General features: G+C 68.8%; 25 protein-coding genes. 17 read left to right on the top strand and 8 right to left on the bottom strand.

Annotated features, from left to right (window positions below):
- The first annotated feature begins 72 nt into the window (after positions 1-72).
- Genes ABD260_RS27305 through ABD260_RS27325 form a run of 5 tightly spaced genes read left to right on the top strand, consistent with a single transcriptional unit; the run spans position 73 to position 5787 of the window.
- Positions 73-1623 (top strand): ABC transporter ATP-binding protein, encoded by a 1551-nt coding sequence (locus ABD260_RS27305; RefSeq protein ID WP_344237830.1) that lies wholly within the window; start codon positions 73-75, stop codon positions 1621-1623.
- The gene (locus tag ABD260_RS27310; protein ID WP_344237832.1) at positions 1624-2841 is read left to right on the top strand and encodes an ABC transporter permease; all 1218 of its coding nucleotides are present in this window, start codon (positions 1624-1626) and stop codon (positions 2839-2841) included.
- Positions 2838-4127 (top strand): ABC transporter permease, encoded by a 1290-nt coding sequence (locus ABD260_RS27315; RefSeq protein WP_344237834.1) that lies wholly within the window; start codon positions 2838-2840, stop codon positions 4125-4127. The genes ABD260_RS27310 and ABD260_RS27315 overlap by 4 nt, the downstream gene beginning before the upstream one ends.
- Positions 4102-4512: a cytidine deaminase gene (locus tag ABD260_RS27320; protein ID WP_344237836.1), complete on the top strand. Its 411-nt coding sequence runs from the start codon at positions 4102-4104 to the stop codon at positions 4510-4512. Before ABD260_RS27315 ends, ABD260_RS27320 begins: the two co-directional genes overlap by 26 nt.
- Positions 4513-5787 (top strand): thymidine phosphorylase, encoded by a 1275-nt coding sequence (locus ABD260_RS27325; RefSeq protein ID WP_344237838.1) that lies wholly within the window; start codon positions 4513-4515, stop codon positions 5785-5787.
- Positions 5788-5889: 102 nt separating this feature from the next.
- On the opposite strand, the gene ABD260_RS27330 is transcribed toward ABD260_RS27325, so the two are convergent.
- Together ABD260_RS27330 and ABD260_RS27335 are read right to left on the bottom strand one after the other, a co-directional pair.
- Complete coding sequence (locus ABD260_RS27330; protein ID WP_344237840.1) at positions 5890-6555, bottom strand: hypothetical protein; 666 nt, start codon at positions 6553-6555, stop codon at positions 5890-5892.
- Between the two features lie 98 nt (positions 6556-6653).
- Entirely contained in the window at positions 6654-7253 is a 600-nt protein-coding gene (locus ABD260_RS27335; RefSeq protein ID WP_344237842.1) for a uridine kinase family protein, read from the bottom strand.
- 59 nt (positions 7254-7312) lie between these two features.
- Between ABD260_RS27335 and ABD260_RS27340 the strand changes: the two genes are divergently transcribed.
- Positions 7313-7774 (top strand): hypothetical protein, encoded by a 462-nt coding sequence (locus tag ABD260_RS27340; RefSeq protein WP_344237844.1) that lies wholly within the window; start codon positions 7313-7315, stop codon positions 7772-7774.
- Here the strand turns inward: ABD260_RS27340 and ABD260_RS27345 are convergent.
- Positions 7731-8516 carry a phosphotransferase gene (locus ABD260_RS27345; RefSeq protein ID WP_344237846.1) on the bottom strand — a complete coding sequence of 262 codons (786 nt, stop codon included), beginning with the start codon at positions 8514-8516 and terminating at the stop codon, positions 7731-7733. The genes ABD260_RS27340 and ABD260_RS27345 overlap by 44 nt on opposite strands.
- 6 nt (positions 8517-8522) lie before the next feature.
- On the bottom strand, positions 8523-9482 hold the full coding sequence (locus ABD260_RS27350; RefSeq protein ID WP_344237848.1) for a sugar-binding transcriptional regulator: 960 nt from the start codon (positions 9480-9482) through the stop codon (positions 8523-8525).
- A gap of 160 nt (positions 9483-9642) precedes the next feature.
- Between ABD260_RS27350 and ABD260_RS27355 the strand changes: the two genes are divergently transcribed.
- Genes ABD260_RS27355 through ABD260_RS27375 form a run of 5 tightly spaced genes read left to right on the top strand, consistent with a single transcriptional unit; the run spans position 9643 to position 15755 of the window.
- Positions 9643-10983 (top strand): ABC transporter substrate-binding protein, encoded by a 1341-nt coding sequence (locus tag ABD260_RS27355; protein ID WP_344237850.1) that lies wholly within the window; start codon positions 9643-9645, stop codon positions 10981-10983.
- A gap of 12 nt (positions 10984-10995) precedes the next feature.
- Positions 10996-11949, top strand: a complete 954-nt coding sequence (locus ABD260_RS27360; protein WP_344237852.1) for a carbohydrate ABC transporter permease — start codon at positions 10996-10998, stop codon at positions 11947-11949.
- On the top strand, positions 11946-12791 hold the full coding sequence (locus tag ABD260_RS27365; protein WP_344237854.1) for a carbohydrate ABC transporter permease: 846 nt from the start codon (positions 11946-11948) through the stop codon (positions 12789-12791). The genes ABD260_RS27360 and ABD260_RS27365 overlap by 4 nt, the downstream gene beginning before the upstream one ends.
- Complete coding sequence (locus tag ABD260_RS27370; protein ID WP_344237856.1) at positions 12788-14251, top strand: mannitol dehydrogenase family protein; 1464 nt, start codon at positions 12788-12790, stop codon at positions 14249-14251. The genes ABD260_RS27365 and ABD260_RS27370 overlap by 4 nt, the downstream gene beginning before the upstream one ends.
- 10 nt (positions 14252-14261) lie before the next feature.
- Complete coding sequence (locus tag ABD260_RS27375; protein WP_344237858.1) at positions 14262-15755, top strand: FGGY family carbohydrate kinase; 1494 nt, start codon at positions 14262-14264, stop codon at positions 15753-15755.
- Here the strand turns inward: ABD260_RS27375 and ABD260_RS27380 are convergent.
- Entirely contained in the window at positions 15735-16781 is a 1047-nt protein-coding gene (locus ABD260_RS27380) for an ArsR/SmtB family transcription factor (protein WP_344237860.1), read from the bottom strand. The genes ABD260_RS27375 and ABD260_RS27380 overlap by 21 nt on opposite strands.
- 56 nt (positions 16782-16837) lie before the next feature.
- Here ABD260_RS27380 and ABD260_RS27385 point away from each other — a divergent pair, with 56 nt between their 5' ends.
- Positions 16838-17671, top strand: a complete 834-nt coding sequence (locus ABD260_RS27385) for an aldo/keto reductase (RefSeq protein ID WP_344237862.1) — start codon at positions 16838-16840, stop codon at positions 17669-17671.
- A 122-nt stretch (positions 17672-17793) separates the two neighbouring features.
- Entirely contained in the window at positions 17794-18258 is a 465-nt protein-coding gene (locus tag ABD260_RS27390; protein WP_344237864.1) for a YkvA family protein, read from the top strand.
- Here the strand turns inward: ABD260_RS27390 and ABD260_RS27395 are convergent.
- Positions 18251-18502 carry a hypothetical protein gene (locus tag ABD260_RS27395; protein ID WP_344237866.1) on the bottom strand — a complete coding sequence of 84 codons (252 nt, stop codon included), beginning with the start codon at positions 18500-18502 and terminating at the stop codon, positions 18251-18253. The genes ABD260_RS27390 and ABD260_RS27395 overlap by 8 nt on opposite strands.
- Positions 18499-19242 (bottom strand): sulfite exporter TauE/SafE family protein, encoded by a 744-nt coding sequence (locus ABD260_RS27400; RefSeq protein WP_344237868.1) that lies wholly within the window; start codon positions 19240-19242, stop codon positions 18499-18501. The genes ABD260_RS27395 and ABD260_RS27400 overlap by 4 nt, the downstream gene beginning before the upstream one ends.
- An 82-nt stretch (positions 19243-19324) precedes the next feature.
- Here ABD260_RS27400 and ABD260_RS27405 point away from each other — a divergent pair, with 82 nt between their 5' ends.
- Genes ABD260_RS27405 through pepN form a run of 3 tightly spaced genes read left to right on the top strand, consistent with a single transcriptional unit; the run spans position 19325 to position 23056 of the window.
- On the top strand, positions 19325-20206 hold the full coding sequence (locus ABD260_RS27405) for a LysR family transcriptional regulator (RefSeq protein WP_344237870.1): 882 nt from the start codon (positions 19325-19327) through the stop codon (positions 20204-20206).
- A complete protein-coding gene (locus ABD260_RS27410) occupies positions 20203-20604 on the top strand; it encodes a hypothetical protein (protein ID WP_344237872.1) in 402 nt (133 codons plus the stop codon). The genes ABD260_RS27405 and ABD260_RS27410 overlap by 4 nt, the downstream gene beginning before the upstream one ends.
- A 10-nt stretch (positions 20605-20614) precedes the next feature.
- Positions 20615-23056 carry an aminopeptidase N gene (pepN, locus tag ABD260_RS27415; protein WP_344237874.1) on the top strand — a complete coding sequence of 814 codons (2442 nt, stop codon included), beginning with the start codon at positions 20615-20617 and terminating at the stop codon, positions 23054-23056.
- A 26-nt stretch (positions 23057-23082) separates the two neighbouring features.
- On the opposite strand, the gene ABD260_RS27420 is transcribed toward pepN, so the two are convergent.
- Entirely contained in the window at positions 23083-23622 is a 540-nt protein-coding gene (locus ABD260_RS27420; protein ID WP_344237876.1) for an RNA polymerase sigma factor, read from the bottom strand.
- 46 nt (positions 23623-23668) lie between these two features.
- Here ABD260_RS27420 and ABD260_RS27425 point away from each other — a divergent pair, with 46 nt between their 5' ends.
- Positions 23669-24679 carry a serine/threonine-protein kinase gene (locus tag ABD260_RS27425; RefSeq protein WP_344237878.1) on the top strand — a complete coding sequence of 337 codons (1011 nt, stop codon included), beginning with the start codon at positions 23669-23671 and terminating at the stop codon, positions 24677-24679.
- The last annotated feature ends 13 nt before the right edge of the window (positions 24680-24692 follow it).

Below are 24692 nucleotides of genomic sequence, written 5' to 3' on the forward strand. Positions count from 1 at the left end.
GGTGCGAGCCAGGAGGGCGGACCCACAGGTCCCGCCTTCCTGGCTCGCCGTCTGAGAGGGAGGCGTCCCCGCATGCACCTCGAGCTGTCCGGGCTGACCAAGAGCTTCGGCTCGCTGGTCGCCAACGATCACATCGACCTGGTCATCGAGCCGGGCGAGATCCACTGCCTGCTCGGTGAGAACGGCGCCGGCAAGAGCACGCTGATGAACATGCTGTACGGGCTGCTGCAGCCCGACGAGGGCGAGATCCTGATCGACGGCGAAAAGGTGAAGATCACCTCGCCGAGTGACGCGATCAAGCACCGGATCGGGATGGTGCACCAGCACTTCATGCTGGTCCCGGTGTTCACCGTCGCCGAGAACATCATGCTCGGCCGGGAGAACACCCACCCCGGCGGCGTACTGGACCGGAAGAAGGCGCACGCCCTGGTCACCCAGCTGTCCGACCGGTACGGCCTGCAGGTCGATCCGGAGGCACTGGTCGAGGACCTTCCGGTCGGTGTCCAGCAGCGGGTCGAGATCATCAAGGCGCTCACCAACGACGCCAGCGTGCTGATCCTGGACGAGCCGACCGCGGTACTCACCCCGGCCGAGATCGACGAGCTGATCGGCGTGATGCGGCAGCTCAAGGAGAGTGGCACGTCGATCGTCTTCATCACCCACAAGCTCAAAGAGGTGAAGGCGATCGCGGACAAGATCACCGTGATCCGCCGCGGCCGGGTGGTCGGCAACGCCGAGCCGTCCGCGTCTGAGGAGGAGCTGGCCGAGCTGATGGTCGGCCGCGCGGTCGATCTGGTCGTGGACAAGGCGCCGGCCGAGCCGAAGGACACGGTGCTGCGGGTCGAGGGGCTGACCGTGATCGACGAGCGTGGCTTCACCGCGGTCGACGACGTGGACCTCGAGGTACGCGCCGGTGAGATCCTCGCGGTCGCCGGCGTGCAGGGCAACGGCCAGACCGAGCTCGCCGAGGCGCTGCTCGGGCTGACCCCGGTGGCGGCCGGCAAGATCAGCCTGGACGGCGAGGACCTGACCGGGCGGAACACCCGGCACCGGCTCGACGCCGGCATCGGGTACGTCCCCGAGGACCGCGCGCACGACGGTTTCGTCGCCTCGTTCTCGGTCGCGGAGAACCTGGTACTGGACCTCTTCCGGCAGGCGCCCTTCGGCAACGGGCTGTCGCTGCGGACGGACGAGATCGAGAAGAACGCAACGGCCCGGGTCGAGGAGTTCGACATCCGTACGCAGAGCATCGACCTGGCGGTGTCGTCGTTGTCCGGCGGCAACCAGCAGAAGGTCGTACTGGCCCGGGAGCTGTCCCGGCCGCTGAAGCTGCTGGTCGCCTCGCAGCCGACCCGCGGCGTGGACGTGGGCTCGATCGAGTTCCTGCACACCCGGATCGTGGAAGAGCGCGACAACGGTACGGCGGTGCTGATCGTGTCCACCGAGCTGGACGAGATCGCCGCGCTGGCGGACCGGGTCGCGGTGATGTACCGCGGCAAGGTGGTCGGCGTCGTACCGGCCGACACCCCCCGCGACGAGCTCGGCCTGATGATGGCCGGCGCGTCCAAGTCCGAGGCGCACGACGAGGCGATCGAGCACCCGACCACGTTGGGAACCATCTAGATGACGCCCGAAGAGAACAACACAGAAACTCCTGCCGAGCCCGCTCCGGCGCCGGCTCCGGCCAAGGAGCCGCAGCGGTCCGGGCTGCCCACCTGGGCGGTCCAGGGCCTGGTGTCGCTGAGCGCGGTCGTGCTGGCGCTGGTGGTCGGGGCGATCCTGATCATCGTCGGCGACGACAAGGTGCAGACCACGGTCGGGTACTTCGGTGCCGCGCCGATGGACACGATCTCGGCGGCGCTGAGCGCGGTCGGCGAGGCGTACAAGTCGCTGGCCGCCGGTGCGCTCGGCGGCTGGACGCCGATCAGCGAGTCGCTGACCCAGGCCACGCCGCTGATCTGCGGTGGCCTGGCGGTTTCGCTCGCGTTCCGGACCGGGCTGTTCAACATCGGCGCGCAGGGCCAGCTGATCATGGGCGCGGTGCTCGCGGCGTACGTCGGTTTCGCCTGGCACCTCCCGCCGGTCCTGCACCTCGTCCTCGCGATCGTGGCCGGCCTGGTCGGCGGTGCGATCTGGGGTGGTGTCGTCGGCCTGCTGAAGGCGCGTACGGGTGCGCACGAGGTGATCGTGACGATCATGCTGAACTACGTCGCGATCTACCTGCTGCAGTGGTTGCTGACGACAACGACCTTCCAGCGGCCGGGGCGGACCGACCCGATCTCGCCGATCGTGGACGCGAACGCCCAGTTCCCGAAGTTCGGCGGCACCCGGTTGCACCTCGGGTTCGTCCTGGCGTTGCTGGCCGCGGTCTTCGTGTGGTGGTTGCTGAACAAGTCCACGATCGGCTTCGAGCTGCGGGCAGTCGGTGCGAACGCGGACGCGTCTCGTACGGCGGGCATGTCGGTCGGTCGTGCGTACGTGATCGCGATGGTTGTTGCCGGAGCGCTGGCCGGTTTGGCCGGTGTTCAACAGGTACTCGGCACTGATCTACCGCTGACCGATGGCGTCGCGGCGTCGGTCGGGTTCGACGCGATCACGGTCGCGCTGCTCGGACGCGGTACGCCACTCGGCACCGTACTGGCCGGGTTGCTGTTCGGCGCGCTGAACGCGGGCGGTCTGCAGATGCAGCTGATCACGCAGACGCCGCTGACCCTGACCACTGTCCTGCAGGCCGTGATCGTGCTGTTCGTCGCGGCTCCGGCGCTGGTGCGCTCGATCTTCCGCTTCCTGCCGAAGGAACGCGGCGCCGGCGCCGTTCTCGCGAAGGGTTGGAACGGATGAGCGACACGACTCCGGACGCGGTTCCGGCCGCGGCACCGGCCGGACGCCAGATCGAGGCGCCGGCCGAGCGGACCCGGCGGTTGCGGGTCGGCGGTCTGATGGTGGTGTTCGCGCTGCTCGGTCTCGGGCTGGCGATCTTCACCAAGGGCGGCAAAGCGACGTTCCAGCTGGTGTCGGGGGACTTCGAGAACAACCTGCTCGGGCTGCCCGCGCAGACGGTCGGCCTGATCCTGGGCATCGTCGGCGTCGGCGCGGCGGTTGCGTACGTGCTGCGCCGGGTGCCGCAGCGGTACTCCGGCTGGCTCGCCGCCGCGCTCGGCATCTGCTTCATCGGCGCGTTCCTGTGCTGGGCGGCGGCCGGCAAGACCTTCCCGCTGGCCAACCAGTTCCAGGGCACGCTGAACTTCGCCACCCCGCTGATCCTCGGCGCGCTGGCCGGCGTGATGTGCGAGCGGGCCGGTGTCATCAACATCGCGATCGAGGGCCAGTTCCTGGTCGGCGCGTTCACCGCGGCGATCGTGTCGAGTACGACCGGCAGTGCCGCGGCGGCGCTGATCGCCGCGTCCGCGAGCGGTGTGGTGATGGCCGCGCTGCTGGCGGTGTTCTCGATCAAGTACCTGGTCAACCAGGTAGTCCTCGGGGTCGTGCTGGTGGTCTTCGCGACCGGTATCACCGGCTTCCTGTTCGACCAGTTCATGCAGCCGAAGGCGGATCAGCTGAACACACCGGCCGTGCTGTCGGCGATCAAGATCCCGGGGCTGGGCGACATCCCGTTCATCGGGCCGATCCTGTTCCGCCAGACGATCCTGGTCTACCTGATGTACCTGGCGGTCGTGGTGGTCACGTTCGTGTTGTTCCAGACCCGCTGGGGTTTGCGCATCCGCGCGGTCGGCGAGCACCCGAAGGCGGCCGACACCGTCGGGATCAAGGTCAAGCGCATCCGGTACTCGGCGGTGCTCGCGGCCGGCGTACTTGCCGGTCTGGGCGGTGCGTTCTTCACGGTCGGGTACGCCGGATCGTTCAGCAAGGAAATGACCGCGGGCAACGGGTTCATCGCGCTGGCCGCGCTGATCATGGGCCGCTGGCACCCGATCGGTGCGACCGTCGCCGCGTTGTTCTTCGGGTTCGCGACCCAGCTGCAGTCCCAGCTCCAGATCATCAACACCCCGATCCCGGGCCAGTTGTTGCTGATGGCACCGTACCTGGCGACCATCATCGCGGTGGCCGGTCTGGTCGGACGGGTCAGAGCGCCAAAGGCCGATGGTGAGCCGTACGTCACCGAGTGAGGTCGACTGGCCGGCGCTGCGGACGGCGGCCGTCGACGCGATGCACCGTGCGTACGCGCCGTACTCCGGGTTCGCGGTGGGTGCGGCCGCGTACGCCGACGACGGCCGGATCGTGGCCGGCTGCAACGTCGAGAACGCCTCGTACGGGCTGACGTTGTGCGCCGAATGCGGTCTGGTGTCGGAGCTGCACCGGACCGGCGGCGGGCGGCTGGTCGCGTTCACCTGTGTGGACCGGCACGGGCACCTGCTGACGCCGTGTGGACGGTGCCGGCAGTTGCTGCACGAGCATGGTGGCCCGGCCATGCTGATCGAGACGGCGACCGGCGTCCGGCCGCTGCGGGAGTTGCTGCCGGACGCGTTCGGGCCCGAGTTTCTGGAGGAATAGATGAGTTTCGACGCGGTGGACGTGATCCGTACCAAGCGCGACCGGGGCGAACTGAGCGACGGGCAGATCGACTGGGTGATCGACGCCTACACCAAGGGCGACGTCGCCGACGAGCAGATGTCCGCACTGGCGATGGCGATCCTGCTGAACGGGATGAACCGGCGCGAGATCGCCCGCTGGACAGCCGCGATGATCGCGTCCGGCGAGCGGATGGACTTCGGCAAGCTGTCCCGGCCGACCGCCGACAAGCACTCGACCGGTGGCGTCGGCGACAAGATCACGTTGCCGCTGGCACCGTTGGTGGCCGCGTGCGGGGTCGCCGTACCGCAGCTGTCCGGTCGCGGCCTCGGCCACACCGGCGGGACGCTGGACAAGCTGGAGTCGATCCCGGGCTGGCGGGCGGCGTTGTCGAACGACGAAATGATGCGGCAGTTGGAGGACACCGGCGCGGTGATCTGCGCGGCCGGTGACGGGCTGGCTCCGGCTGACAAGAAGCTGTACGCGTTGCGCGACGTCACCGGTACGGTCGAGGCGATTCCGCTGATCGCCAGCTCGATCATGAGCAAGAAGATCGCCGAGGGTACGGGCGCGCTGGTGCTGGATGTGAAGGTCGGCTCCGGTGCTTTCATGAAGGATCTGGCGAACGCGCGTGAGCTCGCCGAGACGATGGTTGCTCTGGGCACCGATGCCGGGGTGAAGACGGTTGCCTTGCTCACCGATATGTCGGTGCCGCTCGGGTTGACCGCGGGGAACGCGCTCGAGGTGCGGGAGTCGGTCGAGGTGCTGGCCGGTGGTGGTCCCGCCGATGTCATCGAGCTGACGCTCGCGCTCGCGGCCGAAATGCTCGCCGCGGCTGGTGTGACCGATGTGGACCCGGCGGAGAAGCTTCGCGACGGCAGTGCGATGGACGCGTGGCGGGCGATGATCTCCGCGCAGGGCGGTGACCCGGACGCCGAACTCCCGGTCGCGCCGGAGCAGCACGTCGTACCCGCTCCTTCAACTGGGGTGCTGTCAAAGCTGGACGCACTCGCGGTGGGCGTCGCCGCCTGGCGCCTCGGCGCCGGCCGCGCCCGCAAGGAAGACCCCGTCTCCCCGGTAGCCGGCGTCCAACTCCACGCCAAGCCCGGCGACCACATCACCGAAGGCCAGCCCCTCCTAACCCTCCACACCGACGACCCCACCCGCATCCCCCGCGCCCTGGACTCCCTCACCACCGCCGTCGCCGTAGCCCCCACCCACCAACCCGCCCCCCTCGTAATCGACCGAATCAGCTAGGGGTCAACCCCCGAGCTGGTGGGTTGCCCCCCGGGATTTCGAGGGGCCAACCCACCAGCTTAGGGGCCAACCCCTGAGGTGCTGGGTTGGCCCGTGGGTGTTTCAGTTGGAGGTGGGGGTGGTTAGGCGGGTGTGTTGGTCTTTGGTGAGGGTGGTGAGGAGGGCTGTGTCGGGGGTGAGGGTGGTGCCCAGGGGTGCGGTTTCGCGGATGGTTAGTTCGGCGACGATTGCGCCGACGGTGAGGCTGGCTTCGGCGATGGCTACGGACTGGTCGGCGGCGCCGTCGTACTCGACGTGGGCGTCGGCGAGCGCGTTCGGGATCGCGAACGGGTGCTGACGGCTGTCCTGCGACCACAACCCCTGCTGCAGCGTCTTCGCCTTCGCCGCGGAGCCGGCTTTGAACAATTGCAGCGTGTAGCGCTTCTTCTTGTCCGGACTCAACCGGGTCGCCCGGTAACCCTCCACGAAACTCGCATTCAGCAGCAACGCCCGATCCAAAGCAGGATCCGCGGACCACGTGTTCAGGAACGCGCTCGCGGTGAACGGACCAGTCCCCTTCCGGGTGTCAGCGACAAAACCACGAGGCAGTACGACGTACTCGGCGAGCGCGCTCTTCGTGGGTCGCTCCACCGGACCGGAGAGTGCCGAATGATCAGCGGCGGGGGACGGTCCGGCACCGGCCGATGAGCCGTCCTCGTTGCCGCAGGCGGTCACGCCCAGCAGCAGCGCGGTCACTGCAACGGCAACGCCTGGCGCACTTCGCGTCACGGTCCCTCTCCGTCCGGCCACACGCCCCCCACAGCGTTTTCGGCATCTCGGAGTTGATGGCACCAGACGTTGGTGAACTTCAGGCGAACAGGCTCCTGTTATTGAGATGCGGCCGCAGTGAGAAGCGTCTCGATCCGGGCGCGGGCGGCCTTCGGGTGGAGCGGTTCGCAGCCCGCGTCGACGCAGCGGCGAATCACCTTCGGGTCGTCGCGGAGCAGCAGGAGACCGCGGCGGAGCAGGGTGAGCGGGGGTTTGCGGTGCTCACGGAGATCCCGCTGGAACCGGCGCGCGAACGTGACGATCCGGTGGTGGTACACGCAGATCGCCGCCGCGAGCAGGTCGCGCTCGCGCAGTGCGCCGGTGATCTGGTCGGCGAAGATGCCCTCAGCAACGATCAGCGGCGAACCGTCCGTGGTGACGGGACGATGACCGACAGTACCGTCGGCGGCGATGTCGTAGATCGGTAGCTCGGCGGCGCCGGTCGTACACAGCTGCTCGAGCGCGGCGACGGCGCGGTCGCCGTCCCAGGAGCGTGGGTCGTCCCAATCGACGATGCCGAGCGGTGAGCGCGGCATCGCGGCGTCGTCACCGTCGCGGTAGAAGTCGTCCAGCCGGACCACGGGCAGCCCGGCGTGCTCGGCGAGCCGCGACTTCCCGGCCCCCGACGGCCCCGCCAGCAACACCACCCGTGAACGCATCCGGACATTCTCCGCCACGCCCACCCGTAACGGCCAATCCCGCCCAGCGATAACCAGGTGTGCCGAAACTGAAGCTGGGAGCCGCGGTGTACGCGCTGGCCGCCGTGGGCTGGTTCGTGTCCGCCGTGCTGATCCTCCGCGGGTACGGCGACTACGCCGGCGCCGACCGGTGGTTCCTGATCGCCACCGCGATGCCGGTCGCGCTCACCGGCGTGCTGTACACGATCGGCGCAGTGACCCGCCGAGGCCTGATCGCCTCAGAAGGCCCCCGGATCTGCCAGATCGGCTGGGCCTTCGTGATCGGCCTGGTGGCGGTGGAGCTCGTGCTGTCGTTCATCTACGACCAGACCGGCGGCCCGATCGCCGGGGACTCCTCGCCGATGATCGCACCGAGTATCGCCGCGGTCTTCATCCCGCACTGGATTGGGCGGCTGCAGGAGAAGTACTACGAGGGCATCGCCGAAGGCGAGCAGGAGCTCAGTTCTCGAGAATCTGGCGGAGGACCTGCGCCGACTGCTTGAACCACGCGTTGGTCCGGTCGGTCAGTTCGGATTCGCCACTCGTCCATCGTTGGTGGAACCACGGATGTCCGGTCTCAGCCCCACGGCGTACGTAGTCCATGCACCACACGTGATTGTCCGCCGCCGCCTGCACCAACCGCGCGCGATCCGCCCCCGACAGCCCATAACTGTCCGCGAAACGCCGCAACCGCTCCGCCGAGCGCCCCCGGCGTACGTCATGAATATCCGCCTCCGGCCGCAGCGGCGCCCACAACCGCACCGCAGTCGCCACATCCCACAACGCCGACCCCGGCCCGGCGAGATCGAAGTCGATCAACGCGACCGCGACCCCGTCCCGGAACACCACGTTGTCGAGGTTCGGATCGTTGTGCCCGATCAGCCCAGTCACGTACGCGTCCGGTACCGGCTCGGCCCACTCCAGCCCAACCGGCCGGAAGTCCGCCACCGCCTCGTGGTACGACCGCAGCAGCACGGCCACGCTGTCCAACGCCGCATCCGTCATCGACCACGCCGGGTACGGCGCCTGCACGGTCTCGCCAGGCAGGTACGACAGCACTTCCCGCCCTTGCTCGTCGACGCCCAGCAACCGCGGTGCACCGTCGAAGCCGACCCGCTCCAAGTACTCCAGCAACGCATGCGTCGCCCCGCTACTGGCACGCAGCGGCCGCCGGACGGTGTCTCCGATCCGCACGACGAACCCGCGGTTCGCAGTCCCGCCGAGCAGCAACGTCTCGTCAGGCATCGCCGGTCAGTCTGTCTCGTTCAGCAGCGCCTTCGCCAGGGGTGCGTGGGTAACGATCCCGTTCACCAGTCCGCTGCGTACGGCGGCCCGTACCGCAGCGACCTTCGCCAGCCCGTACGGAATCGCGATCACCTCGTCGATCTTGGCCATCTGCTCCGCGTTGATCGCGATCACCCGATCGGTCACCCGGCTGTGGACGGGTACGCCGTCGGCGTCGACGAACACACCCGAGATGTCCGCGACCACCCCGCCCTTTTCAAGCTGGACACACGCCTTCGGGTCCATCGCGTCGTACAACGTCGACTGCCCGGCCGACCAGGAGCCGAGCCCGACGACTGCCTTCGAGACCGAGTCGAAGTGGCCGATCGCCTCCGCGACCTCAGGCTGCTGCCGCAAGGCCCGCGCGGTCGCCGCGTCCGGGACCACGAGCGGCGCGTAGAACAGGTACGCCGGGCCGCCGGAAAGCCGCGCGGTGTGCCGGACCAGCTCGACCGAGTTCGCCTCGACGTCCGGCCGGGTGAGCGCGCCGGTGAGCTGTACGACCGGCACGGGCGCGAGTGACGTCAGCTGCTCGGTCATCGCGGTCACTGCCCGCGCCCAGGCCAGCCCGAGGACGTCCTCGGCGGTGACGATCTCCGACAGCAGATCGGCGGCGGCCTTGCCGAGCTGGGTCCGCAGCGCCGGGTCGTCGACCTCGGGAGTGTCGACGACGATCGCGCGGCGCAGGCCGAGCGCCTCCTGCAGGCGGGCGGACAGGTCCAGGTCGATGGCGCCCGGATGGCTGATCTCGATCCGTACCAAACCGCTGCTGCGGGCCTGGTCGAGCAGCCGCGCGACCTTGAACCGGCTGAGCCGGAACTCGTCGGCGATCTCCACCTTGGACCGGCCGTCGACGTAGTACCGCCGCGCGATCGACGCGGTCAGGACCAGCTGAGCCGGCCCGACGGCACCCGGACTCGATTCCATTGCAGCCTCCCCGCTCATCTGAGCACCACCGAACCCAAGTGTTGCACAGCCCCTTGACAGGTCAAGTGCCTTCCCGGTTCACTCGTAGCATGAGCGGATGCTTGCTCATTTGAGCGGATTGGAGCGGCTTGTGCCCGGAAGCAGGCTCAGGACACGGCTGGTGGCGGTCGGGACCGTACTCGCGCTGAGTGCGGTCAGCGGCTGTGCCGGTTGGGGTGGCGGCGGTGGTGGCGGCGGTGCCGACAGCATCAACGTGCTGATGGTGAACAACCCGCAGATGGTCGACCTGCAACAGCTGACCGCCGAGAACTTCACCAAGCAGACCGGCATCAAGGTCAACTTCACCGTGCTGCCGGAGAACGACGTCCGGGACAAGATCAGCCAGGAGTTCTCCAGCCAGGCCGGTCAGTACGACGTGGCGTCACTGAGCAACTTCGAGATCCCGATCTACGCGAAGAGCAAGTGGATTGCGCCGCTGTCGGACTACATCGGCAAGGACGCCGCGTTCGACCAGGCCGACGTACTCAAGCCGATGACCCAGTCGATGACCGGCGAGGACGGCAAGATCTACGGCGAACCGTTCTACGGCGAGTCCTCGTTCCTGATGTACCGCAAGGACATCCTGGCCGCCAAGGGCGTGACGATGCCGGCCAAACCGACCTGGCAAGAGGTCGCGGACATCGCCGCCAAGGTCGACAACGCCCAGCCCGGTATGCGCGGCATCTGCCTGCGCGGCCAGCCCGGCTGGGGCCAGCTGTTCGCCCCGCTGACCACGGTCGTGAACACCTTCGGCGGCACCTGGTTCAGCAAGGACTGGCAGGCCCAGGTGGACTCGCCGGAGTTCACCGCGGCGACCAAGTTCTACGTCGACCTGGTCCGGGCGCACGGCGAGGCGGGCGCGCCGCAGGCCGGCTTCACCGAATGCCTGAACAACACCGTCCAGAGCAACGTCGCGATGTGGTACGACGCCACCTCCGCCGCCGGTTCGCTCGAGGCACCGAACTCACCGGTGAAGGGCAAGATGGGGTACGCCCCGGCGCCCGTGGTGAAGACGGACAGCTCCGGCTGGCTGTACGCGTGGGCGTGGGGAATCCAGGAAGCCTCGAAGAAGAAGGACAACGCCTGGAAGTTCATCTCCTGGGCCTCGGGCAAGGGCTACGAGAACCTGGTCGGCCAGAAGCTCGGCTGGTCCCGGGTCCCGGCGGGCAAGCGGACGTCGACGTACGCGAACCCGGCGTACCTCAAGGAGGCGTCCGCGTTCGCGGAACCGACCAAGAACGCGATCGAGCACGCCGACCCGAACAACCCGGGGACCCAGCCGCGCCCGGCGCCGGGCATCCAGTTCATCGACATCCCGGAGTTCCCGGACCTCGGGACGCAGGTCAGCCAGGACGTCAGTTCGGCGATCGCCGGGCGGATGAGCGTCGACCAAGCCTTGAAACGCGGGCAGGTGCTCGCCGATGACGTCGCCGAGCGGTACCGCTCGCGCGCAGCGAAGTAAGGGGTGCCGTTCATGTCAGTCGACGCGAAACCCGAAGCCGAGCACCGGCCCGCGGCACCACCTGGTTCCGAAGGCACGATGATGCGCAAGGCCGGCAACTGGGCGCGCCGGGCACCGTTGCTGCCGGCGCTGGTGTTCATGATCATCGTCACCCAGCTGCCGTTCGTGGTCACGATCATCACGTCCTTCATGGACTGGAACGCGTACTACCCGGACGAGCGCGGTTTCGCCGGGTTCGCGAACTTCCGCCGGGTGCTGACCGACGCGAACACCCGGAACGCGATCTGGGTGACGATCCTGCTGACCGCGGGCGTGGTGCTGCTCAGTCTGGTCCTGGGGTTGCTGATCGCCTTGTTGCTGGACCGGAAGTTCCGTGGTCGTGGTGTCGTCCGGACGATGATGATCACGCCGTTCCTGGTCGTCCCGGTCGCGGCCGCGCTGCTCTGGAAGCACGCGCTCTACAACCCGACGTACGGGCTGTTCAACGGCGTCCTGAAGTGGATCTTCGGCGACAACGCACCACAGCCGGACTGGATCAGCAATCAGCCGTTGTGGTCGATCATCTTCGCGCTGGTCTGGCAGTGGACGCCGTTCATGATGCTCATCCTGCTGGCCGGGCTGCAGAGCCGTCCGCTGGACGTGATCGAGGCGGCCGGGATCGACGGCGCGAACCAGTGGGACATCTTCCGGTACATGACGCTGCCGCACCTGCGCCAGTACCTGGAACTGTCCGCGCTGCTCGGATCGATCTACGTGGTGCAGAACTTCGACGCGGTGTTCACGATCACGTCCGGCGGGCTCGGTACGGCCAACCTGCCGTACACGATCTATCAGACCTTCTACACCGCGCACGACTACGGGCGGGCGTCGGCGGCGGGGGTGATCGTGGTGATCGGGACGATCGCGATCGCGACGTTCGCGCTGCGCTCGGTGTCCACGCTGTTCCGAGAGGAGACCGGTCGATGAGCGGCCAAGTCGCGATCGTGACTGGGAAGAAGAAGCGTGGCGGTGGGTTCGTCCTGAGCGGGGTGGCCTGGGTTGTCGGCATCCTGTTCGTCCTGCCGGTGCTGTGGATGCTGCTGACCTCGTTCCACTCCGAGGAGGACGCGGCGAAGAACCCGCCGGACGTGGCTGCTCCGCTGACGCTGGACGGTTACAAGTCGTTCTTCGACAGCGGACCGTGGCCCTCGATCGCGAACTCGCTGACCGCGAGCATCCTGTCCACGGTGCTGGTCATCCTGCTCGCGTTCCCGGCCGCGTACGCGCTGTCGATCCGGCCGGTGAAGAAGTGGACGGACGTACTGTTCTTCTTCCTGTCCACGAAGATGCTGCCGGTGGTGGCCGGGCTGCTGCCGATCTATCTGTTCGCGCAGAAGACCGGATTCCTGGACAACATCTGGCTGCTGATCATCCTGTACACGTCGATGAACCTGCCGATCGCGGTCTGGATGCTGCGCAGCTTCCTGTCCGAGGTACCGGTCGAGATCCTCGAAGCGGCCTCCGTCGACGGCGCGTCGCTGACCCGTACGCTCCGCTCCGTGGTCGCGCCGGTGGTGACGCCGGGGATCGCGTCGGCGGCGCTGATCTGCTTCATCTTCAGCTGGAACGAGTTGCTCTTCGCCCGGGTGCTGACCGGTACGGTGGCGCAGACGGCGCCGGTGTTCTTGACTGGGTTCGTGACCAGCCAAGGACTGTTCCTCGCCAAAGTCTGCGCCGCGTCGATCGTGGTGTCGTTGCCGGTGCTGATCGCCGGATTCGCTGCCCAGGACAAACTCGTCCAGGGCCTGTCGCTGGGGGCGGTCAAGTGAAGTTGTCAGCTGCGGTTCTCGATGCCCTGGGCAACGATGTGGCGGTGCCGTCGTACGACCGGGCGACGGTCACGCCGGGGATCGTGCACTTCGGCGTCGGTGGTTTCCACCGGGCGCATCAGGCGATGTACCTGGACCGGCTGATGTCGGACGGGAAAGCCCTCGACTGGGGGATCGTCGGCATCGGCGTACTCCCGCAGGACCGCCGGATGTACGACGTGCTGTCGGCCCAGGACCACCTGTACACGCTGGTGATCAAGCACCCGGACGGGACACTCGAACCGCGCGTGATCGGATCGATCGTCGACTACCTGTTCGCGCCCGACGACCGCGAGGCCGTACTCGCCCGGATGGTCGACCCGGCGACCCGGATCGTGTCGCTGACGATCACCGAGGGTGGTTACCACGTGAACCAGGTGACCGGGGAGCTGGACGCCTCGGACCCGGCGCTGGCCGCCGACCTGGAGCCGGGCGCGACGCCGGGGAGCGCCTTCGGGTTCATCGTGGAGGCGCTGCGCCGGCGGCGGGATGCGGGCGTACCGCCGTTCACGGTGATGTCCTGCGACAACATCCCGGGGAACGGGCAGGTCGCGCGGAAGATGCTGGTGTCGTTCGCCCGGTTGAAGGACGCGGCGCTGGCGGACTGGCTCGCGGCCGAAGTGCGCTTCCCGAACTGCATGGTCGACCGGATCACTCCGGTCACCACCGACGCCGACCGGGAGGCGCTGGCGGAGCGGTTCGGGATCGAGGACGGCTGGCCGGTGGTGTGCGAGCCGTTCACGCAGTGGGTGCTCGAGGATGAGTTCGGGGGCGTACGGCCGCCGTACGAGGATGTCGGCGTCCAGATCGTCGAGGACGTCGAGCCGTACGAGCTGATGAAACTGCGGCTGCTGAACGCATCGCACCAGGCGCTGGCGTACCTCGGGTTCTTGTCCGGGTATCGCTACGCGCATGAGGTGTGTCAGGACAAGCTGTTCGTGGACTTCCTGCTGGGCTACATGGACAACGAAGGGACGCCGACGTTGCCGGCAGTGCCCGGGGTGGACCTGGACCGGTACAAACATCAGCTGATCGAACGGTTTGCGAACCCGGAAGTGCGGGACACGCTGGCGCGGTTGTGCGCGGAGAGTTCGGACCGGATCCCGAAGTGGTTGCTGCCGGTGGTGCGTGAGCAGTTGGCGGCCGGCCGGGAGATCACCCGGTCCGTGCTGGTGGTCGCGTCGTGGGCGCGGTACGCGGAGGCCGTGGACGAACAGGGTCAGCCGATCGAGGTCGTGGACCGGTTGCGCGACACGTTGGTCGAGCGGGCGCGGCACAACCGGGACGATCCGTTGGTGTTCATTTCGGACCCGGATCTGTTCGGTGACTTGGCGTCGGACGAGCGGTTCGTGACGCCGTACAAGGCTGCTTTGAAGTCACTCCACGAGATCGGCGCCCGCCGCACGCTCGAAGCCCTTTAGTCTGGGAGCCATGACTGAGCTGAGGCTGGTTGCAGGGGTTGACTGCTCGACCCAGGCGACCAAGGTTCTGGTGTGCGACGCCGAGACCGGAGCGGTCGTCCGCGAAGGGCGGGCGCCGCACCCGGATGCCACCCAGGTGGACCCGGCGGAGTGGTGGAAGGCGTGGGAAACCGCGTCGGACGGTCTGCTCGACGGTGTGCAGGCGATCGCGGTCGGTGGTCAGCAACACGGCATGGTCCTGCTGGACGAGGCCGGCGAGGTCGTCCACCCGGCAGTCCTCTGGAACGACACCAGCTCAGCCGACGCCACCACCGAGCTCATCGCGGAGCTGGGCGGTCCAGAAGCCTGGGCCGAGGCAATTGGTTCCGTCCCGGTCCCGTCGTTCACGGTCACCAAACTGCGCTGGCTGCGTGACGAGGCCGCCCGCTCCGCGGCGGGCGGTGTCGCAGCAGGCGGTGACGCGGCGGCGATGCGCCGCGAGGCGGCGCGGCGGGCGGCGGCGGTGGTGTTGCCGCATGACTGGATGACCCACCGGCTGGCTGCCGACCGGTCGGGGATTGCGGGGATCACCACCGATCGGGGCGACGCGTCGGGTACGGGGTGGTGGTCGCCGACTACCAATGACTACCGGACTGATCTGGTGGAGCTTGCGTTTGGGCGTCAGCTCGCGCTGCCGCGGGTTGCGGGGCCTGCTGAAGTGGTGGGGGAGACCGCGTTCGGTGCGGTGATCGCGGCCGGCACCGGCGACAACGCGGCCGCCGCGCTCGGGCTCGACCTGCAGCCCGGTGACGTCGCCGTCTCGCTCGGTACCAGCGGCACCGCGTTCGCCCGCTGCGCGCACCCCACCAAGGACGCCTCCGGCCTGGTCGCCGCCTTCGCCGACGCGACCGGCGAGTACCTCCCGCTCGTCTGCACCTTGAACGCGGCCCGTGTCATGTCCGCGACCGCCCACCTCCTCGGCCTGGAGCTGTCCGCCTTCGACGAGGCAGCGATCACGTCATCCGGCAGCGACGGCCTGGTCCTGCTCCCGTTCCTGGACGGCGAACGTACGCCCGACCTCCCGCACTCCACCGGCCTGATCTACGGACTCACCCGCGCCACCATGCAACCCGCGACGATGGCCCGCGCGGCGGTCGAGGGCTTGCTCTGCGGCCTCGCCGACGCCGTCGACGCACTCCGCGACCAGGGCGTACCTGTCCAGCGCGTCCTGCTCCTCGGCGGCGGCGCCCGCTCCCGCGCCGTCCAGGCCCTCGCTCCGGCTCTCCTCGGCGCGGAGATCGTCCTCCCCGAACCAGCCGAGTACGTCGCCCTGGGCGCAGCTCGCCAGGCCGCCTGGGCGTTGTCCGGCGCCGCCACCCCGCCCACCTGGCAAGTCCCGCTGGGCAAACCCGAACCAGCGATCACCGTCGACGCCGCCACCATCCGCGCCAACTACAGCCAGGTCCTCACCAGCACCCGGCCCCTCCTCTCCACCCCCTACCCCTCACCGGGCAGCGGCCAGTAGCGCCTCGGCGGCCGGCGTACGGGCATACAGCACGACCCGCCCGGCTCGATGTGGGATCACCAGCCCAGCGTCCCGAAGCGCCGTGAGGTGCTGTGAAACACCACCCGGAGTCAGCCCGGTGCGCCGCGCCAGCTCGGTCGTCGACAGCGGACCCTCGAGCTGATTGAGCAGCTCGGCACGCGAGCGCCCCAGTACGCCGGCCAGCCCTGTCGGCGTCGCCCGCCCCGACTCGTCCCACAACCCCGCCATCCCACGCGCCGGGTACGTGAGCGTCGGCTGCCACGGCGGGATCGTGGTCGTGTACACCGTCGGCCAGAGGAACGCCGACGGAATCAGCAGCAGCCCCTCACCGGACAAGTTCCGCTCACCCCCGAACCGCCGATGCCTAATCGACAGCGTCCCGTCGCGCCACCGCACCCCGTCGGCCAGATCCTCGAACAACCCAGCCGGCCCGGCCTGCCCCAACCGCCGCCCGCGATACAGCAGATCCCCGTCGAGCAGCGCGCGGATCCGTCCCCAGTACGGCGCGATCGCGAGTTCCCAGTACGCCTCGACCTGTTCCGCGAGTCGCGCGATGCCCGCGTCCGGGTCGGCGTACAGCGCGGCGACCGCCGCGGACGGCAGCTCATCGGGCCGGGCCCGTCGTAACCTCCGCGGCACCCGCACCTCCGCCAGCGACCCGAGCGGCGTACGGCGCGCGTACGCGAGCACGTCCAGGTCGGCGCGGACCTGCTCGGCCGGTACGCGGCGAAGTGCGCCGAGGTCGGTCTCGAGGTCTGGCAGCGGACTGTTCGGCGGCGGGGTGAGGAAATCGGCCAGGTACCAAGCGGTGGGGTCGACCAGATCGAACAGCAGGCCCAGCTCCGCGCCGGCAATCTGCTGCCGCGCCGCCGACACCCAGCGGCGATGGAACGGGTGCGGCCGTGATGCCTTGAGCAGCCGGATGCTCGCCACCGCCTCCCAGAGCGGCGACATCGCGAGCCGCGTCCGGGCCAGGTCCGGCACCGTGAAGGTGATCGTCAGCATTTAGCTCAGTCTAAATCATTTCCAGGACCCCATCCGCCGGCCGGACCCTGTCCGGTATGGACAACCTGCGTTTGAAGATCGGCGAACTCGACATCCACCGGCTGGGCTTCGGCGCGATGCGCCTGACCGGGTACCGCCCGGCCGCTGACCGTACCGAAGCGATCCGGGTCGCCCGCCGCGCCGTCGAGCTCGGCATCGACTTCATCGACACCGCGGACGCGTACGGCGTCGGCGCGAACGAGGAACTGCTCGCCGAAGCCCTGCATCCGTACGACAACCTGCTGATCGCGACGAAGGTCGGGCACACCCGGCCGTCGCCGCGCGAGTGGATACCGTGCGGCCGCCCCGAGTACCTGCGTCAAGCCACCGAGCTGTCGTTGCGCCGGCTGCGGGTCGAGCGGATCGATCTCCTTCAACTGCATCGCGTCGATCCCGCGGTGCCGCTCGCCGATCAGCTCGGCGCGCTGGCCGGACTGGTTGCCGAGGGCAAGGTACGGCACGTGGGACTGTCCGAGGTATCGGTGCAGCAGTTGCAAGAGGCCCGCCGGTACGTGGAGGTGGTGAGTGTGCAGAACCGCTACAACCTCACCGACCGGCAGCATGAGGAGGTCCTGGACTACTGCACCGCCGAAGGGATCGCGTTCATTCCGTGGGTGCCGATCGCGCACGGTGAACACGCCGCCTCCCAGTTGCTCGGCCTGATCGCGGGCGAACTCGGAGCAACCGCCGCCCAACTGTCCCTGTCCTGGCTCCTGCACCGCTCACCGCAGCTGGTCCCCATCCCAGGCACCAGCTCACTCGACCACCTGGAAGAGAACGTCGCAGCCGCCGCCCTGACCCTCACCGAAACCCACCTAGCCCGCCTGGCCGCCCTGAGCCCGTCGCGCTGAGACCGGCAGCTCGACAGTACGTATACGTCTGCTGCGCGCCGCAGCAGGCGGGGCGGGGCGGCTGGAGCTGGGGTAGTGGGGATATACGTACTGTCGGGCTGCCGACCGCCTACAGTTGGTGGATGGTGCCTTTCGGTGGGTTGATTGCGCTGATCGGGTTGCTGACGCTGGTGTTCCGCGACGGCGACGTGCTCGGCGTGCCCGCGGTTGGAGTGGGCGTCGGCCTGCTGGTGATCGGCGTCGGCGTCGGTGCGCTCGGGGTGTGGCGCCGGCGCGTGGTGCGGCGGCGGAAGATCGCGCGCGGCGAGCCGGTCCCGGTCGGGAACGTGATCGAGCGGGCGCAGGCACTGCCGAGACTGCTCCGCGACGTCCGCCGCGGCACATACGCGGACCTGCCGAAGAGCCGCACGTTCCTCTGGCTGCTCGCGCTGGTCTACCTGGTCTCACCGATCGACATCATCCCCGACCTGCTCCCGATCATCGGCGTCACCGACGACGCCGGCGTCGGCGTCTGGCTCCTCACCAGTGTCTCCACAGCAGCCGGCTTGTACCTCCGCAAAGAGCGTGAACAGCAGCAGCTCAAGTAGTCCGCTCTAGCCAGCTGGCAATGTCCGCAGCTGCCTCTTCCGGGTGCTCGTACGCGAACAACTGCAGTGGGTCGGTCGGCGGTTCGCCGGTGCTGAGGTGGTTGGCGGCCGCAACCAGCGACTGGGCGGCGGCTAGTACCCGAGCGGCCTGTTCTGTTGCTTCCTGCGGGTTGTGCACCAGCGCGGCAGCAAGATCGGCCACCTCACAGGCCTGGTACGCCACGGCCAGTTGAGCGCGGTTCATCCGAACGCCCGGACAAAGAACACCGCGGTCATCAGCACCGCAGTCGTCAGCACGAGCGTACGAAGCACCCGCGCCGGCATCCGTCGTACCAGCTGCGCGCCCGCGTACCCACCGATCATCGCCCCGCCCAGCATCGCCACCAACGCGACCGGCTGCGACAACACATCAGCCGCGAACACAAACACCACCCCAGCGGTCAGGTACACGGCCGCGACCTGAATCACCCGCAACGGATTCCCCCGCGCCGGATCCAGCGAGGTCGTAGCGGTCCAGAACGCGAGCATCATCAACCCGACCGCCCCACCGAAATACCCACCGTAAATCGCCAGCAAGAACTGCCCGGCCAAGATGACGGCAGGCCCCGGCCGACCCAACCGAAGCGCCGCGCTGACCCGCTTCCCGAACGCCAGCACGACGGTCGCGAACGCCAGCAACCAAGGAACCGCCGCATCAAAGGATGCCGACGGCAACCACAACAGCAACCCGGCACCGAGCGCCCCGCCCAGCACGCTCGCCAGCGTCAGCCGCGTCCGCGACGGCTGCCCGATCCCCTCGATCTCCCGCCGATAGACCCACGCGCTGGTCGCGTTCCCCGGCAGCATCGCGACCGTCGTGGTCGCGTTCGCGGTCACCGGCGGCATCCCGGCCGAGACCAGCGCGGCCAGTGCCACGAAGCTCCCGCCACCGCCGACGGCGTTCAGCGCGCCGGCCACGACACCGGCCAGGAGGATCAGCAGCACCCTTCGAGGATCAGGCTTGGGCCGGTTCGCCACAATGCGCGATCCCCGTACCCAGCCTAAGGCTGAGGCGTAGGCTGATCCCATGCGGTACGACCTGGACGACCTCCGACTGTTCACGAATGTGGCGGCAGAAGGCTCGATCACCGGCGGCGCCCGGATGATGCACCTCAGTCTGCCTTCGGCCAGTGCGCGGGTCAGAGCGCTCGAAGCGCAGGCCGGCGTACCGCTCCTGGTGCGCGAGCGTCGCGGCGTACGGCTCACTCCGGCGGGCGCCACGCTCGCCCGGCACGCCCGTGACGTACTCGCGCAAACGATCCGCCTCGACAGCGCGGTCGCCTCGTACGCGGTCGCCCGTACCGCCCCGATCCGGCTCGTCGCCGGTGGGTCCGCGATGCACCAGCTCGTACCGCTCGCACTGGCGACGTTCCTGCGCGACCACCCCGAGTACGACGTGAACGTGGCCGAGCGGCGGACGGTCCGCAGCGTACGGCTGCTCGCCGCGGGTGAGGCCGATCTCGGCGTGATCCTCGACGACGAACCGACCGAGCTCCGGACCGAACCGCTCGCCGACGACTCGCTGGTCGTGATCGGCCAATCCGGCGGCATCCTTTCGGGCCGCGCCTCGATCGCGTACGCGGAAGTGGCCGAGCACCCGTTGGTAGGACTGGACCGCCACTCACCGCTCAGCCAATGGATGGACGAACGACTGGGTCGGCACGCACCGGCGCCCCGCTACCGCACGCTGGTCCCGACACTGCATGCCCTGATCACGCTCGCGACCGCGGGCGCCGGGCTGGCCGTCGTACCCCGCCGGGCCGTGCACTCCAACGCCGACGTGGACATCTGCCCGCTCCAGGACGCCTGGTCCACCCGCGGGCATCTGCTCTGTTACGCCACCGATGCGCCAGAGTCCGTACACCTGCTCGCCGAGCACTTGCACCTGGCGGCTAGCGTGCCTACATGAGCGTGGACATCCCCCTGCAGGCGTTCGGCGCGCTGCTGCACAGCGCGAACATCCCGACCGTCTGCCGGGCGCTGAACATGTACCAGGTCGCGGCCGCGTACACCCAGCTGAGCGGCGGCAACCCGCTCGAACCGATGGCCGATGAGGTACGGCAGGTGGCCCGCGAGATCCTGTCCCGGCCGCCGGTCGAGGCGAGCGACGACATCCAGGCCGGCTTCGACCACCTGAGTGCGCTGAACGTACTGACCACGCTCGCCGAGCCTGCCGACGCCGACCTGATCGCGGGCGTACTGGCTAGCACGGAGGACGAGCAGATCCGCGCGGTCGCGTCTCTAGTAGCAAGCACCGCGCTGGCAGCAGACACCGCGCGCCGCGAGGTGACCGGCGGCGAGGGATAGCGTTCATCCCATGCGTGCGTTGACAGTAGAAGAGGCCCGGCAGCGGGCGGCGGACCTGAGCCTGCGGTCGTACGAGGTGTCGTTCGACCTGACCGGCGAAGGCGACACGTTCGTGGCGAGCAGCCGGATTCGCTTCGGAGCGACGAGTGCCACTACCTGGGTGGACGTGAAGCCCGAGCAGCTGATCTCCGTCTTCCTGAACGGGCAGTCGCTCGATCCGAGTGCACTCGACGGCGGACGGTACCCGCTGACCGACTTGCAGGCGGAGAATGATCTGGTCGTCACCGCCGAGCTGAAGTACTCCGCGGACGGTGAGGGTCTGGTGCGATCCGTCGACGCCGCGGACGGCCGCGTCTACACGTACGGGATGTCGTCGCTGGAGTCCGCGCCGCGGTACTTCCCGTGCTTCGACCAGCCCGACCTCAAGGCGCCGTACACGGTCACGGTGAAGTGCCCCGAGGACTGGATCGTGCTGGGCAACGGCGCCGCCACCCGGACCGCGCCGGGGGAGTGGACGCTCGCCGAGACCAAGCCGCTGTCGACGTACTTCGTCACGCTCGTCGCCGGGCCGTACCACCAGCTCCGGAGCGAGCACGACGGCATCCCGCTCGGCATGGCCTGCCGGCAGTCGCTGCGGGAGTACCTGGATCGCGACGCCGAGGACCTGTTCCGGACGACTGGGGAAGCCTTCGACGCGTACCACCAGCTGTTCCGCGCGCGGTACCCGTTCGGCGAGTACTGGCAGGTGTTCGTACCGGACTTCAACCTCGGTGCGATGGAGAACCCGGGCTGCGTGACCTTCACCGACGGCCTGCTGTACCGCGGGCAGGCGACCGAGGCGGAACGCAGTACCCGGGCGCGGATCGTCGTGCACGAGATGGCGCACATGTGGTTCGGCGACCTGGTCACGATGAAGTGGTGGAACGACATGTGGCTGAACGAGTCGTTCGCCGAGTACATGGCGCACCGCGTGACCGAGGACGCGACCAGCTACGGCGGCAACTGGACCGACTTCGCGTTCGTGCGGAAGTGGTGGGGGTTGCAGACCGATCAGAGCAGCTCGACGCACCCGGTCGCACCGGACAGCCTGAAGGACGCCCGCCAGTCACTCGACGACTTCGACGGCATCTCGTACGCGAAGGGCGCGGCTGTCCTGAAACAGCTGGCGAAGTACTTGGGCGACGACGTGTTCCTGAAGGGCGTCAACGCACACCTGGAGGCGCACGAGTACGGCAACGCCGACCTGTACGAGTTCGTCGCGAAGCTCACCGAGGCCGGTGCACATGGGCTCGACGGTTGGGTTGACCAATGGTTGCGGACCGCTGGTGCGGACACGATCACGGTCGAGCGTACGGACACTGGTGTCGTTCTGCACCGGAAGAGCCCGGACGAGTCGCGCCGGTTGCACAAGCTGAGCGTCGGTGGGTACGCCGCGGACGGTGCCGTCAGCTTGGTTGACGTTGAGTTGACCAACGATTCGGTAGAAGTTGCGTTGGGCAATGATGTGGTGGTGCCCGATGCCGGTGACGACACCTGGGCGAAGATCCGGCTCGATCCGGCCAGCCTCGAGGCCTTGCCGCGGGTCCTGCCAACGATCGCGGACAGCACCACCCGGGCGGTGATCTGGAACTCGATCCGGGACGCGGTCGCCGACGCGGAGCTCGACCCGCGGCAGGCGCTCGCCCTGTTCCGCGCCGCGCTGCCGGCCGAGGACAGCGACATCGCGGTCGGCTCGCTGATCCGCTGGCTCGAGGACCGCGTACTCGGTGGCTACCTGGACTACGAGACCGCCCGCGGCCCGATTGCCGAGGCCCTGAGCAACAAACTGGCAACCACCGAGCCCGGCAGCAGCCTCCAGCTGATCACCGCCCGCGGGGTTGTCGCGACCACCGACGACGCGCAGTTGCTGCAGTCGTGGCTGGACGGTTCGGCCGGCCCCGACGGTCTGGTGATCGACCAGGATCTGCGCTGGTCGATCACCCTGCGGCTGGTCCGGCTGGGCGCGTTCGGGGCGGACGAGATCGACGCGGAGCTCGGCCGGGACAAGTCGACCGAGGGCGTGAACCACGCCGCCCGGTGCCGGGCCGCGCTGCCGGACGGCAAGGAGGCGGCCTGGGCGCGGATCATGACCGACCCGTCGATCGGTGTGCAGGAGCTGCTGGCCGCGGCCGAGGGTTTCTGGCACCCGATGCAGTCCGGAGTCACGGCTCCGTACGTCGAGCGCTTCTTCGCCGACATCCCCCGCACCGGCGAGATCCGGGCCGGGATGGTGGTCAGCCTGACCGTACGCCGGATCGCACCGCGGTACGCGATCGACCCGGCGCTGATCGCCCCGGCCGAGGCGCTGATCGGGAACGCCGACGTGGTCTCGGGCATCCGCCGGCAGACCGCGGACTTCCTCGACGACCTGCGCCGGACGCTGGCGGTCCGCCAGGCGTTCAGCGGACGATGAGGGCGTTCAGCGAACGGTGAGGGTGCTCAGCGGACGGTGAGCCGTTCCGCGACGGCCTTCCGGGCCTGGTGGATGCGGGCCTTGACGGTGCCGAGCGGGACATCCAGCTCGTCGGCGATCTCGGCGTACGTGAGTGCGCCGAGATCACGCAGCACCAGCGGCTGAACCAGCTGCGGGTGGCTGGACTCCAGCGCTTCGAGCGCTTCCAGGAGGTCCAGCCGGGAGCCCGCGATCACCGAGGTGGTCCGCGGGTCGACGGACTCGGGCAGCATCTCGGCGGACTGCTCGACCGCGCGGCGCTTGAGTGAGCGGTATGTCTGCCGGGCCTGGTTGGTGGCGACGATCGTCACCCACCCGGCGAAACTGCCGGTGCCCTTGAACGTGTGCACCTTGTTCGCGACCTGGAGCAGGGTGTCCTGGACGGCCTCCTCGGCGTCCTCCCGGTACGGCAGGAACTTGGCCACCCGCCGCTGCACCTGCGGCCGGATGGCCTGCAGGAGCTCCGGCAGCACGCTCTGATCGCCCGAAGCAGCCCGAGCGCCCAGAACCTCAAGCTCGTCGTTCATCGTCCCCCAGTGTTGGATGAGCTCGCTGTGACCGACAATAGCTGGAATGGATGTCATCGGGCGGTACCGGCTGCGGGACAAGGTCGGCGCCGGTGCGTTCGCGACGGTGTGGCGGGGGTACGACGACGACCTGGACGTCGACGTCGCCGTCAAGATCCTCGCGGACAACTGGGCGTCCCGCGCCGACGTGCGCGAACGCTTCCTGTCCGAGGCGCGGCTGATGCGCCGGATCGCCAGCGACCGGGTGGTCCGGGTCTTCGACCTGGGCAAACTCGACGACGGCCGCCCGTACTTCGTGATGGACTACGTCGGCGGCGGCACCCTCGCAGACGTGCTCCGGCAGGGCCGGCTGGACGCCGTGGACGCGCTCTGGTGGGGCGCCGACCTGGCCCGGGCGGTAGCGGCCCTGCACAGCGAGGGCGTCGTCCACCGCGACGTCACCCCGGCGAACCTGCTGCTCCGCGCCGGTGACGAAGCCGGCGGCGGTACGCACCGGATCGTGCTCGCGGACCTCGGCCTGGCGAAACGGGCCGCCGAGGCGTCCGGGCTGACCCAGGCGGTCGGCACGCCGTCGTACATGGCTCCTGAGCAGAGCCGTGGCGACGGCGGATTCGACGAGCGCGCGGACATTTACGCGATCGGTGCGGTGACGTACGCGCTGCTCACCGGTCATCCGCCGTACGCCGCGGGATCGATCGGCGACGTACTGAACCGCGACCCCGATCTCCCGCCGCCGAGCCTGCGCTCCGTCCTGCACGACTCGGTCGGCCAGCTGGACGACGTCTTCGGGCGCGCACTCGCGTACCGGGTCGCCGACCGGTGGGAGCGCGCGGACACCTTGGCCGACCGGCTGGAAGCGGAGGCGTACCGGCTGGAGCAGGAGGCTCCGCTGCGGGCCGAGGAGCGGACCGCGATCACGGACGACGACCTGGACACGACGGTCGCCACCGACGCGCCGGTACGACGCCGGCGCCGGATGCGCCGATGGTTCCTGCTGGCGCTGCCGGTGGTGTTCGTAGCGGCAGGCGTGGGCGGCTGGTTCCTCTTCGCATCCTGACTGCATAGAGTAG

This window comes from Kribbella hippodromi (genome assembly GCF_039531045.1).
Classification (GTDB): domain Bacteria; phylum Actinomycetota; class Actinomycetes; order Propionibacteriales; family Kribbellaceae; genus Kribbella; species Kribbella hippodromi.